Source organism: Methylomonas sp., assembly GCF_023228165.1.
GTDB lineage: Bacteria > Pseudomonadota > Gammaproteobacteria > Methylococcales > Methylomonadaceae > Methylomonas.
In genome coordinates this window covers 1-12,687 of record NZ_JALOBS010000062.1, presented here as the reverse complement: position 1 = coordinate 12,687, position 12,687 = coordinate 1, and the positions used below count along the sequence as shown (strand labels likewise).

The window sequence follows — 12,687 nt, the reverse complement described above, 5'->3', positions numbered from 1 at the left end:
TTCTGATTTTCAGCGTGTGGCCGCTGTCTGTCAATCAATTATGTGTCATGCGTTTGAGGCTTTGCTTGTTCGAGTGGGCTGGATTGAGTTTTTTATAACCCAACCCCGCGCCCCAGTTGCTTACGCCATAGTCGGCCCCTTCGCAAATCAAAAACACAAGATCAACAAATTTTGTTTACCAAAAGTTTACATTTTTCGGAAAAAGACATGTAAAAGGTAAACATTTGGACACATGACGGAAAATTTTTTAAAAACCTTAACAGAAAGACTTAACAAAACTTAACAAAACTTAACAAGGCTAATTTTAAATCTTGGCAATGAACGCGCCCGCCTTACATGTTTATAACGGGCAGGCGGGATCAGTAAGAATCTATCGAGCGTGGTTTTTAAGTAAGGAATAGTGATTTTATGGCCGCCATGAATTTTCCATACGACTTTGAGCCGGGTTTTGTCGTGTTCATGCCTGCTATAAAAGTCGATTATGGCTAAGTCCCTTAATTTGTTTAGCGTAGGCGTGTTGGGTGGCAAACTCCGCATTTCATCGGCATAAAACTTATTCAAGGCTGCCCATTCTTGATTAATACGCCGCTTGATTGCGGCGGTTTTTGCGTCCCGTTTGGCTTCGGCGTCATGTTTTTTTTGCTGGTTTTCTGGTTTCATCTTTTTTACTCAATATTGGTTACAAAATATTTCCTATCTCTCTAGGGTGCAAAATATTGGGGGAATTGGGGGAAGTGGCCCGAAAAGCCGCGCCGCGCTTAGCCTAGAGGCTTCCCCCAAATTCCAAAAAACTGGGGGAGTTCCCCCAAAATATTCGCCAAAATTGGGGGAAGCGGCCTTTTTTAGGTCAAATTTTGCCTTGTGAGTCATTGGCGTTTTTAAAATCAAGCTGTTTACTGTTCCCCCAAATTTTGGGGGAACTTCCCCCAATTTTTTATGAGTTGGGGGAACCTCAAACCCAGAGTTGATAAGGCTTATAGACTGACTTCCCCCAATTCCCCCAAAAATATTACATAGAGGCCCTATATTTTTTTCGGTTTGGCGGTGCGCTTGATGTTTTGCGGCGAATTTATCCACGATCAACCGCCCGATTCAATTAACTCAGCATCAAACACCAACACCCGAACCGAACGCCCAGCCACCGAATGCTTAACGGCTGGCCGTGGCTTTCCGCGTGCAGCATCGTGTTCAAGTTTCAGCAATAAGCCGCGCTCTATCATTCGTCGCCATAACGTACCCGGCGACATTAAAAACGGATCCCCTTGACGCTTGGCAAATTCATTGACGGTTTTAAAGGCGCTGTTCGGCTCCAACCAAACTTGAGGCGGTGCGCCATCGGTCGGCGGTGAATACCAGCCAATACAATCGCCCATCAGCTTGTATTGCTTATCGCCCACCAAATCAGCGCCCGCTTCACGCCATCCCCAAGAAAAAGGCCGGGATTGTGGCGGCCCCTGGTCTATTCGGCTGGCAATGTGCGCGTTACCAGAGCTGAAACAAGCCCGCAGCAATTGTAAAAATCGTTCAACTTCGTCCTGTTCGGATTGATACGCGGCCTGTTCGCTGAAGGCTTGCTGCAAATTGCGCTCAGCTTCAATCAATAGGCTGTTCGATTTTTCGCCATCGATAGCGCCGATTTCTTCCAAAAACATTAAAAACGGCTCAAGCCCGGCTACCAAATTGGCGAAAATTTCCGGGGCGCGGGGATGAGATGAGGCTATCCCATCCCGAACAGCACCGTTTCTAAGCTGCTCAATAATGGTGGGTAAATCCTTTTTGTGTTGATCCATGCGCGGCGCTAACCATTGCAGATAGGCCGACATAAGACCGGACAACGCGCCTGAATTCGCCGAATGCTGTAGCTTTGAAAGTGTCACGTTATTTACATCATCCCGACTTACTTCCTGCACCAGCATTCGACCCAATAACGATTGGCCGCGCGGTAAATCTTCGGCAGTTACTATCATCATTGAACGATTAAACGGCACGGCTTGCGCTTGCATGTTGGCCGATCTGCGGCCCCGGCCTGCTTGGTTGCCGGTGTTCCTGATTAACCTTTCTGCCATGCTATGCTGTTTTTCGGCTTCGTTTCGATTGACCGAAGGTTTGAAATCGTCAATGACATAAATTGAATCTTTGGCCTGGTGGCTTTTGGCTTCCGCATCGTTGGCGCTGTCTGTCCAGTTGGCGGGAAAACTGCGGGCGGTAAAGTTACCGAAAAAGGCTTGTGCAATCGCGGCAATAGCAGACTTACGAGAACCAGTTAAACCATGCAACCAAATAATAAAGTCGTTGCAATGCGCCTCACCCAAAGGCGCACGGACAGCCGCCGCCAATAAAACCGCGCCGACATGTAACCTATGCGGGCAAACCTCCAGCAAAAGCAGCGCATCAATTGCGGCTTGTTTAAGCGCATCGTCGGACAGTGGCGCGGGCAGGCTGTAGCGGCTCATATTGCCGGGGCCTAGATCAACCTGCACGCCATCAACCAAACCGGCGGCGGTAATCGCCCCCGATCCCGTTAGGTAATGCCATTCATCGTTAATTTTTTTCCAGCCGGTAAAGCGGTAGATGGTGCGGCGGGGTATATCGCCATCAAGCCTTGAATACAGTTGAATGCAGGCCCGCAGATTATCTTTTTTGGCCGCTCCTGGATAAATAAAGGGGAGCGTTCCCCAATATTCATTGGCCCAGTTGCCTTGTGTGGCATAGAACGACTTAGCCGGTATATCCACCAGTGGCAGCGCCACACCATCAGCCCGGCGGCCTTCAAGCCTTAAAAAACTGGTATCGGTCAAACCGTCATCGGCTATGACTTCCTCAACCACGCGACAAGTAAAGTCACAAAGCGGGAATGAGTTTTCGGCGCGGTCGCTTGATCCCTCAATCCGCATCATTTTGAATTGCACAAAAGCGCCGTTTTCAATGCCGTATTCACCAAACCTAAGCGCCTTTTTTGAGCCGCTACCCGCACCACCGCCACCGCTCCCGGTTGGCTTGGTTTGGGTGGCCTTCTTGGGGCTTTTGGCCCCCTTGACAACTTCCAGAACCGGCGGCTTTTTACTCTCATTCGTCATGGCCGCCACCGTTCAAAAATAACTGATAGTCGTTAAAATCCCCATGAATAGGCGGCACCGCCACACTACCACCCACAGCGGCGGCGGCTTCGGTGGCTTTGGTTAGGCCCGGATTCCCGGCGGTTTTCGTGTCATTGTCGGCGGCAAAAACAATATTGGCACTCGGCAAACGCTCCCGCACGACCCGCCCAACCGCCAGCAGATTACCCGCCGTAAAGGCCATGTACACCCGGTGGCCGGTTTGTTCATGCAAGGTGGCCGCCGTGGCGAATCCCTCTGCAATCAATACCGTTTCACCCGGTTGGTTACTACGTTGACCTACCCACCAAAATAGCCCAGCCAAACCGCCAGCCGGTAAAAAATCCTTATCGCGTTCAAGTATCGGATGCTTTGCGGGGAAAATGGCCTGTAAACTGCGGATGGTTCCAGATGGATCGAACAGCGGCAGCAACAAAGCATTTTCAATGGTCAGCGTGGCGCGGTTGCCACCCTTGTCTTGTATCACCCGCCGCCAACGCCCCAGCCGTGCGCCGTGTGGCTTGATTTGTTTACGGGATAGGTAAGGGTGATCTTCCGGCGCTGGCTTGGCGTCTTGCCAGATGGATAGCGCACGTTTGGCGGCCTGATCCTGTTTGGCGGCGGCTTCGGCTTGACGTTTGCGCCGTTCGCGTTCTATCCGGGCGCGTTCTCGCTTTGTCAGCGGTTTAGGTTTGCTGTCATTGTCCAGGAAGAAAGACCGGCGTTCGCCGGTTTTCCAGTTCTGACAATAGCCGCCTTTACCATCAGCAAAAACCTTGATACGGCCCGCGCCGTTACCGCGCTTACCGTCCTCAGCATCCACCACATGGAATCTATCCGGCTCAAACGATTTAGGGCAACAAAGGCCCAGCTCGACCAGCGCCGCCCGTGCAGCGTCCTCGATATGCAAAAACGCCATTACTTACCACCTTGGTTTTGTGCCTCAAGCCAAGCAAAATATTTATCTTCCCGTATCAAAACCCGGCGGCCATTGCGAACAATAGCCCCGGATTTTTTCAGGCCGTTGGTTGCTTCGTGAAAAATTTGGTGGCGCAGAGTGCCAAGCGGAAAAGCCGGGTGTTTGCTGGTGAATTGCTGAACGGTGAAATATTGCGGCGCAACTGGTGCGGCAGGCTGGCTTTGTTCGGTTTGTTGGTTCATGGTTTCCCCTGATTCTAGGATTTTCGAGAATCGCCGGGGATTGTTTCCCCGGCTTGGGGTGGATTATTGCGACAGCTATTTACCGTTAAATTTACCCGGTAAGAAAATCAGTTAGCGGTAAATTTAATGGTAAATGTTTTTTAAAAAGGTGGCTTTTTCTTTAAGTTTGAAAGCGTTTTATCAAACGATCCTCGGCTTAAACTTGGCTCGTTTCCATAGCAAGAGCGCCATTCAATAACATCCGCTGTTACCTCTTGAATGATATTATCTAAATCGTGTTCAGAATGGCGATAACGTATTTCATTCCAAACATCTTGCGCTATTGTCTTGTCATTCAGGGATTTGAGAGCCAGGTACACCCGCCAAATCAAAATACGCAATTGATTTTTTTTAGTGCCTTTGCCGTTGGTTTTCCGTGTTGTTTTTGCTTTGTGGTCTGAATTGTTTACTTCATGCGCGGCATCAAGCCGCTTAAATTCTTCCGGCAATTCCCAACCTAACCGGCCAGCAAGCACCAGAAAATCAGATTTTTTAAAGCGTGTTTCTTTGCCTTCAATGGGGTGCAATTCGCCAAGTGGCGCGATGTTCTCCCTAGCATCGGCCAACCGTCTTAGAAAGGTATTTAGTTTGCTGATGCTTGCGGAATCATTCCGGGCATAGAAAAAACGCTTTGCTTCATCAATAAAATCAGTGTTGGCAAGATCGGGAACCAAGCCCACGGATAGAGCAACAAGGCTTTCAATGGTACCTGTCGGCCTTGCGTTGGCGCGTTGCCAATCAACCGAAAAGAGGTTTTCCATTAAAAACTCTCGTTTTGCTGCTATTTCGTCGAGTTCTTGCCTGATTGCTTTACTGTAATGGGTGGCTTCAGTAAGTAGCGTGCCTTTACCCTCTTGGCTTGTTGATTTTTTCACGCCCGGTACTTTGATGACCATCAGACACCGCCAAACAGCTTGCTATTCATCCGCTCAACCACGTTTGCAATATGGCCGTCTGATAGGTGGCTGTAACGCTTCACCATGTCCAAGGTTTTATGGCCCAATACCGCCGCGATTTCGACCATTGACGCGCCGCCCATTGCCAAATAAGACGCTGTGCAATGCCTTAAATCATGCCAGCGAAAATTATTAACCTCGGCCCGTTTCAAGGCGTTAAGCCATGCCTTTTTAAGCTCAATAGGTTGGTTTGGGTGGGTGGGGCTTGGAAAGACTAGCGCCGAATCCAGGCGTCTTACCTTGCCAAGTTTTTGCAGTTCTGCCAGGGCTTGACTTGCCAAAGGCACCCGCCGCCGGTCTCCGTTTTTGGTCTCGTGTAGGATAATGCAGGCATCCGCCAAATTGACCACGCCCCACGCGGTTTCGGTCGGTGGCGTTTCCGGTTCCCGCCAATAAAGGTTCATGGTTTCGCCTTGCCTCATGCCGGTTGATATGGACAGCACGAAAGCCGGATAAAGCAAAGGGTTTGGCGATTCTTTACAGGCGATTGTCAGCCGGTTAAGTTCGTCATCATCCAAAAAGCGAACGATTCCGCGCGGTAACTCGGGCAATTTAACGCCGCCATCCTTTAGCGGGGATTGCTCCAACCAATGCCACTCAGTAACGCACCGCTTTAAAACATCGGTGGCAACCACAAAATGCTTTTTGATGGTGGCAGCCGCTAACGGTCGGCCTTTGCGCCCGCCGGTTGTTGCCAGGGTGTTACGACAATCGGCAAAAGCGGCGGTTGTTAAGTCAGCCATTACACAATGGCCAATCTGTGAAGCCCACCATTCCAGAATAGGCCGCCGGTTGCTTTGCTCGGTGGCTGTAAATTCAGCCGGCAAAATTTCGCGCGTGTAGCGTTCGACAGCATCCGCGAAAGTGTGCTTTTTTGCCGCGCTGGTTTTGAAGTGTCGGCCTTCCCTTATCGCGCTTTCAGTTGAAGCCGCCCATTTTTTGGCATCGGTCAGGCGCTTGAAGGTGGCGGTTTGTAATGGGTAGCCCTTGAGCCTTACCCGTACAAAATATGAAATGTCGCCATCGTCGCCCGTGCGTTTAGTAATGCTTGCCATGTTCCCGCCTATGGGACAGCAAACAGCATTTTGATATGATGCTTTCAGCCATTGCTTAACCCTGTTCGTTAAGTGAATCGGTCAGGGCTTGAGGGTGCTGGTAACACCTTCAGGCCCGTTTTGTTTGTGGGCTTTGATTATATTCCAATGATCCACTAATGATCCACTCAGCCATAAAAAACACCGTTTTTTCTCGGTAAGCATCGACAACAACAATCTATTAAGTTATTGATTTGATTTGCCTATACTTACCGACAATTGCCGACGCTTTTTATTTAAACCGCACTCGTAACGCGAAGGTCGTAGGTTCGATTCCTATTGCCGGCACCATTTAAACCTATCAGTTTCAATAGTTTGCCAGAATAAGGGGCTGCTTTAAATTTGTTCCGATACTGATTGCGTGTAATTCCCGTGTAATCATGCAACGAACTTTCGGAAACTATCGAGAATTGTTTTCGGTTTTTCGATAGCGATTACCCAACTTTTCCATCGTTTCTAGTATGTGTTTTACCGTTTTGGTGACTATAGCGAACGTGTATGGAACAATCGCCCCCATGACTCTATTTTGCTTGAACCTTTAAATAAAATTGAAAATAGGACGTGATGAACATCCAACTGCAACCCGAATTTGATGACATTTTGCAGTTGCTGAGTAGTTCAGTAGCAGAATTCTTTCTGGCGGCCAGTCTTTATCATGCCCAAAAAATTAATTTTGCCTGCGCAGCCCATATGGCTGGCCTGGATTTTGAAAGCTTTAAAAGCCGCTTGCTGGAGCATTTTAATCAAGGCTACATCTTGGCTGAAGAATGCGTATTTGAAGATATGCATACGACCCGTTTGCTTAAATAAATTTGATCAGTTTATGCGCTTAACAACCCTACAAAAACACCTTATATGCGAAAGCACTGCAAAATATTTTGGCACCGAATCGCGTGTGTGGTTATTTGGTTCAAGAGTCAATGATCAAGCTAAAGGGGGCGATATAGATTTATATATAGAGCCATCAATAGATAATGCTGCTGACTTGGTATTTGCCAAATTGCAATTTCTACGTGATCTGCATAAAAAAATCGGTGAACAAAAAATTGATGTAGTTTTGCATAGACCCAATAGCCAAACCGATTTACCTGTTTATCGTATTGCCAAACAAACTGGGGTTCTACTGGAATGATTGAAGCCAATGGTGAAATCCTAAAAGCCTGTAAGCGTCACGCCAACCGTCTACAGTGGGCAATGACAGAGTTACAACCGCATCTGCCATTTTCAGAGCACTCTTTAGCCCAATTAAACGATATTGAACTCGCCATACTAGATCAATTTTCCACACGTTACGGTAAGCTCCAAGACTTAATGGGCGTAAAACTGTTCCCAGCAGCGCTTGAGTTAACTAAAGAACCCGGTGATTTGAATGCCTTTATCGACAAGTTATACCGCCTGGAAAAAATCGGCGCGATTCCTTCCGCCGATGATTGGCTGTTGATGCTGGAAATCAGAAATGCGTTTTCGCATGACTATCCTGACGACCCGGATTTACAAGCGGAAATCTTGAATAAAGCATTCGAATTAGCAACGCAACTGTTGGATGTACTTAATAGGGTGGTTGCGTTTATTAAGCCATACACCAATAAATCTGTCGATCTTTGAAGGAGGCTATATTTTGGTCGACGCAATAAGCCAAAATCTAACTTTGGATTTCTATAATACGCAAGCCATGCAATATGTCGCGGAAACCGTTGATCTGGATGTTTCGACCATCCGCAATTTTTTCTTAAATCTTATTCCGCGAGGCGGCCATATCTTGGATTTAGGATGCGGCTCAGGCCGTGACAGCCGTTTTTTTCTCAATCATGGATATTCAGTCACCGCTGTCGATGCTTCGTCTGCATTAGCAAAACTCGCCAGTGAATTTATCGGCAAAGCGGTAGAAAATCGTTCGTTTCAAGAACTGGATTATTCAGAAACATTCGATGGAATCTGGGCCTGCGCCAGCCTGTTACATTGCCCCAAATCGGAAATGGATTCTGTCATGCATAAAATCACTCAGGCGTTGAAACCGAATGGCATCGTTTACATGTCGTTTAAATATGGAGAAGGCGAGCGTGTTGATGAACGGGGACGTTTTTTTAACGATTACACTGACGCCGATATGACTCAACTGATTGCTGAACATGCAGATTTGGAAGTTGTAGAAGTATTCACCGAATCAAAACCTTTAAGAAGTGGCTTTCAGACCTGGTTGAATGTTTTTGCAAAAAAACAAATTAAATGACGGCTAACAATCTTCAACATTTGATTACCGGCGGCGACGATCCTTTTCGGCCAAAGCTGATCAATGACATCAATGCCGCCAAAAGAATCGACATCACAGTATCTTTCATCCGGCAAAGTGGACTGCAACTAATTTTCCCTGTCCTGACGGATGCACTGGAACGGGGTGTTGAGATGCGCATTTTGACCGGGGATTATCTAAACGTGACTGAGCCGGTCGCGTTACGCCATTTGTTGCTATTGGTGGAGTCCGGCGCGGATGTCCGGGTTTTCGAGACACACAATGGACAAAGCTTTCACATGAAAGCCTATATCTTCACATTTTCCGACGAACACGGAAAGTTGGGTGGTCATGCTTATGTCGGCTCCAGCAATATCTCGAGTTCCGCACTGAATCATGGCCTGGAATGGAATTTAAGAGTCGAGCGGGAAGAAAATCCGCTTAGATTTGATGAAATTTGCCAAAAATTCGAGCGTATCTATTTACACGGAAATACCCAACGGCTATCGCATGACTGGATAGATGCCTATCAAAAGAAGTTTAAAAACAGACCGGCTGTCCTTTTCCCAGACTTGGAGCAGGAAGAGGTAATACTCCCGCCCAAACCCAATGACATTCAAAAACAAGCGCTAAAAGCACTTAGGCAAACCCGTGATGACGGCTATAAACGCGGACTGGTGGTTATGGCAACCGGGTTGGGTAAAACCTGGCTTGCTGCATTTGACAGCTTGCAGTTAGCCAGTGAAAAAGTGTTGTTCGTCGCCCATCGGGAAGAAATTTTGGCGCAAGCCGCACAGACCTTTGTCTGTATCCGTCCTGAAGACAATGCGGCGCGCTATACCGGGCTAGACAATCAGCTGAACGCCGACATGCTGTTTGCTTCGATCCAGACTTTAGGTAAAACGCATCATTTGCATAAATTTACGGCCGATCATTTCGATTACATCGTCGTCGATGAATTTCATCATGCCTCCGCGCCAACTTATCGGCAGTTACTGAAACATTTTCGTCCGCGTTTCTTATTGGGTTTGACCGCCACTCCGGAACGCACCGATCAAGCCGATATTCTGGCACTGTGCGATGATAATCTGGTTTATCGCCGCGATATGTTTGATGGCATCAATGCTGGTTTGTTGTCTGCTTTCAGTTATTACGGGATTGCCGATCAGGAAGTGGATTACCAAAGCATTCCCTGGCGAAACGGCAAGTTTGATCCCGAACAACTACAGAACAAATTAGCAACCAAGGCACGCGCCAAGCATGCATTAAAACGCTGGGAAGAAGTAAAGCAAGTCAGAACATTGGCGTTTTGTATTTCCAAAAAACACGCCGATTACATGGCCGAATATTTTCGGAATCAGGGTTATCAAGCGGTTTCCGTACATAGCGATTCCGCCGTAAGACGTAACGATGCGCTGTCAAAACTGGAACGGGCTGAAATCGATATCGTTTTCTCCGTCGATCTGTTCAATGAAGGCGTGGATTTGCCGGCAATTGATACGGTGTTGATGTTAAGACCAACCGATTCCAAAATCATTTTTCTGCAGCAATTGGGGCGAGGGCTTAGGACTCATATCCAGAAAGAAAAATTAGTGGTGTTGGATTTTATCGGTAATCATCTAAGTTTCTTTCGCAAGCCGGAAGCCTTGTTCAACGTCGGTGTTTCAAAAAAGGCGCGCAGCGAATTTATCAGGCAAGTCCAAACCAATACGCTACCGCTTCCACAAGGCTGTTTCGTTAACTTCGACCTTGAGGCCATCGATTTTTTGGCAAAACTGATTGCCACAAACATCGATACCCAGGAACAGCTTTATCATTCGCTGAAAGAAGCAAAAGAGCGTCGGCCGACATTAGCGGAGTTTTATCAAGCGGGCGGAGAAGTCCAATTTATTCGTCAACACTATGATCAGTGGCTGAGTTTTGTCGATTCCGAGCAAGACCTATCACCCGAACAAAGCCAGTGTTTGCAAAGCTTTCAAGCCTTCTTCAAAGAACTCGAAACCACGAATCTGATTAAGTCCTATAAAGTCGTACTTTTGGAAGCGCTAATAGAGCTTGATGGTTTTCAAAATGCGGTCGATACCACCGAATTGGCCATAACAAGTTTTAACGTTATTCAGCGGCGACGAGCGCTGCTTTCCGATTTACCGGATCATTTCAGCGCAATCGATCGACTGGATGACAAACATCTAAAGCGATGGCATCGTTACTGGATGGACAATCCTATCAATGCTTGGAAGGGTGGTAATAAGAAGGATGCCAGTCGAGCTTTCTTCAAAGTCGAAAATGACCTATTAATTTTCCAAGGCAATATTCCGAAAACCGAAATCGACATATTTCTGGAATTCGTCGGTGAACTGATCGATTATCGCTATATGCAGTACGAAGCAAGGCCGGAGAAAAATGAGCCAATTCAAGCAACCCCTAAAGCCAATGTCATTAGTATCGAAAATGCCAGAAAACAACGCATTCCTTACTTTCCGGATTTGAAAATTGCCTGTGGTCACTTCAAAGCTAGCCAACACGATGAAGAGAGTGTTCGCAAGGTAGAATTACCGGAACATTATGGGCATTTGGATGCCGAACGACATTTCATTGCCCACGCGACCGGTAATTCCATGGACGGCAGCAAAAATCCGATCAAGGATGGGGATTGTCTTTTGCTCGAAGTGATTACACCCGAGCATGCCGGCAGCATCAGCAATCAAATTATCGCAATTGAAAGGCAAGATACATCGGGGGATGATCAGTATTTATTACGATACGTCAAGAAATCTGGACCAGGCAATTATGAGTTGATCGCGAATAACCCGGACTATCAGCCCATGTCGGCAACGGAAGACATGCGGACGTTTGCGCGATTTAAGTGCGTCATTGATTTAAATGATTTGGAAAATAATGACTAGGGCTTTAATTGCTCACAATATGCTTGCCTTTTTCATCGCGGTATCGCATTGATGTCTTCGGCAGAATTTGACTTTGTTGGGGGAGGTAACAATCCGTGTTGAAACTGAAAAATACAAATTTGGTGAGCGAAGAAGACTATTTACAAGGCGAGTTAATCAGTGATGTCAAACACGAGTTAGTTGATGGTTGTGTTTACGCAATGGCCGGTGCCAGCGCAAATCATGAAAGAATTTCGGGAAATATTTATGCCGAGTTCAGGAGTCATTTAAAGAACTCGCCATGCGAACCGTTTGGATCAGACATGAAAGTTAAAGTAGGCTCAAGCTTTTTTTATCCCGATGTCAGTGTCGATTGTCACTTTGATGAATCCCAGCCTTATTACGTACAGTCGCCCATCATCATTGTCGAGGTGTTGTCCAAGGCTACGCGTAAAACAGATGAAACTATTAAGCTGCTGTCTTATATCAATATACCTAGCTTGCAAGAATATGTACTAATTGAGCAGGATTATGTTGATATTCAAGTGATACGGCGAAATGAGTCGTGGCTACCTCGTCATTACTTTTTGGGGGATGAAATTACTTTTGAATCTATTAACCTGACATTGCCGGTCGAAGAGATTTATGCTCGGGTACATAATGAAGAGATGCTTGAGTTTTTAAGCAATCAAGCGTCGCAATGAATATATGTATCTTTTTGGCTTAAAGGTACTTCGGAGCCCTACATTGTCGGGTCACGGCTGCACCTAACCCGACCTTCGAGACAGGGTATGGCGAAAGGGTATGCCTTCGGGGCTTATTACCTTTTTCGTGGAACCTGTCGCCCCGATTCAATTATTACTAAATCAACATACTTCCTTCTCTGTTCAGGACCGTAGCTTACGTGAATGTGCCTATTCTCGCCATAAAAGTACAGCCGATCATAAGGCGTATTCTCGGCAATCCAATCGGCAACTTCCCGCATGTTTTCATCGTCGACGATGAAATCAACCGCAGCGCCAAGTCTCGGGCAAATTAAGCTTTTCTTGGTGTTCAGTTCATGCAAAACGGCGTGCAAAACTTTCCAGAGTCCTGGGGAGAAGAGCGTTGAAAAGTTTCCACCCCAGGTAGTTCAATGACCGGCTTTTTGCCGGAGAAACCTGGAGTGATAAAAATGGATGTCATACCCGAAATCAGACGCCTGCATTTTGTTAAGCACGTCACCAT

At 47.0% G+C, this 12,687-nt stretch carries 13 protein-coding genes and 1 tRNA gene; 8 read left to right on the top strand and 6 right to left on the bottom strand.

Features of this window, described 5'->3' with window-relative positions:
• On the top strand, window positions 1–220 hold a 220-nt coding region (locus tag M0R33_RS23745; RefSeq protein ID WP_292574439.1), incomplete at its 5' end, for a hypothetical protein.
• Between the two features lie 59 nt (window positions 221–279).
• Here M0R33_RS23745 and M0R33_RS23740 read toward each other — a convergent pair.
• The 6 genes from M0R33_RS23740 to M0R33_RS23715 form a co-directional block, all read right to left on the bottom strand.
• Window positions 280–660, bottom strand: a complete 381-nt coding sequence (locus M0R33_RS23740) for a hypothetical protein (protein ID WP_292574438.1) — start codon at window positions 658–660, stop codon at window positions 280–282.
• Window positions 661–1,079: 419 nt separating this feature from the next.
• Window positions 1,080–3,077, bottom strand: coding sequence for a cell wall-binding protein (locus M0R33_RS23735; RefSeq protein WP_292574437.1), 1,998 nt, complete (start codon window positions 3,075–3,077; stop codon window positions 1,080–1,082).
• Window positions 3,067–4,014, bottom strand: coding sequence for a toprim domain-containing protein (locus M0R33_RS23730; protein ID WP_292574436.1), 948 nt, complete (start codon window positions 4,012–4,014; stop codon window positions 3,067–3,069). The genes M0R33_RS23735 and M0R33_RS23730 overlap by 11 nt, the downstream gene beginning before the upstream one ends.
• Window positions 4,014–4,256 carry a hypothetical protein gene (locus tag M0R33_RS23725; RefSeq protein ID WP_292574435.1) on the bottom strand — a complete coding sequence of 81 codons (243 nt, stop codon included), beginning with the start codon at window positions 4,254–4,256 and terminating at the stop codon, window positions 4,014–4,016. The genes M0R33_RS23730 and M0R33_RS23725 overlap by 1 nt, the downstream gene beginning before the upstream one ends.
• 140 nt (window positions 4,257–4,396) lie before the next feature.
• Window positions 4,397–5,191: a hypothetical protein gene (locus M0R33_RS23720; protein ID WP_292574434.1), complete on the bottom strand. Its 795-nt coding sequence runs from the start codon at window positions 5,189–5,191 to the stop codon at window positions 4,397–4,399.
• Complete coding sequence (locus M0R33_RS23715) at window positions 5,191–6,306, bottom strand: site-specific integrase (RefSeq protein ID WP_292574433.1); 1,116 nt, start codon at window positions 6,304–6,306, stop codon at window positions 5,191–5,193. Before M0R33_RS23715 ends, M0R33_RS23720 begins: the two co-directional genes overlap by 1 nt.
• A 260-nt stretch (window positions 6,307–6,566) precedes the next feature.
• Here M0R33_RS23715 and M0R33_RS23710 point away from each other — a divergent pair.
• The 7 genes from M0R33_RS23710 to M0R33_RS23680 all read left to right on the top strand — a co-directional run bounded on the left by M0R33_RS23710 (window position 6,567) and on the right by M0R33_RS23680 (window position 12,164).
• Window positions 6,567–6,636: transfer RNA gene (locus tag M0R33_RS23710), tRNA-Thr, on the top strand.
• A gap of 273 nt (window positions 6,637–6,909) precedes the next feature.
• Entirely contained in the window at window positions 6,910–7,155 is a 246-nt protein-coding gene (locus M0R33_RS23705) for a hypothetical protein (protein ID WP_292574432.1), read from the top strand.
• Window positions 7,156–7,168: 13 nt separating this feature from the next.
• Window positions 7,169–7,477 (top strand): nucleotidyltransferase domain-containing protein, encoded by a 309-nt coding sequence (locus M0R33_RS23700; RefSeq protein WP_292574431.1) that lies wholly within the window; start codon window positions 7,169–7,171, stop codon window positions 7,475–7,477.
• Window positions 7,474–7,950 carry a hypothetical protein gene (locus M0R33_RS23695; protein ID WP_292574430.1) on the top strand — a complete coding sequence of 159 codons (477 nt, stop codon included), beginning with the start codon at window positions 7,474–7,476 and terminating at the stop codon, window positions 7,948–7,950. Before M0R33_RS23700 ends, M0R33_RS23695 begins: the two co-directional genes overlap by 4 nt.
• A gap of 67 nt (window positions 7,951–8,017) precedes the next feature.
• Window positions 8,018–8,575 (top strand): class I SAM-dependent methyltransferase, encoded by a 558-nt coding sequence (locus M0R33_RS23690; RefSeq protein ID WP_292574429.1) that lies wholly within the window; start codon window positions 8,018–8,020, stop codon window positions 8,573–8,575.
• Window positions 8,572–11,481 carry a DEAD/DEAH box helicase family protein gene (locus tag M0R33_RS23685; protein ID WP_292574428.1) on the top strand — a complete coding sequence of 970 codons (2,910 nt, stop codon included), beginning with the start codon at window positions 8,572–8,574 and terminating at the stop codon, window positions 11,479–11,481. Before M0R33_RS23690 ends, M0R33_RS23685 begins: the two co-directional genes overlap by 4 nt.
• Window positions 11,482–11,576: 95 nt before the next feature.
• Window positions 11,577–12,164: a Uma2 family endonuclease gene (locus M0R33_RS23680; RefSeq protein WP_292574427.1), complete on the top strand. Its 588-nt coding sequence runs from the start codon at window positions 11,577–11,579 to the stop codon at window positions 12,162–12,164.
• Window positions 12,165–12,687: the final 523 nt, after the last annotated feature.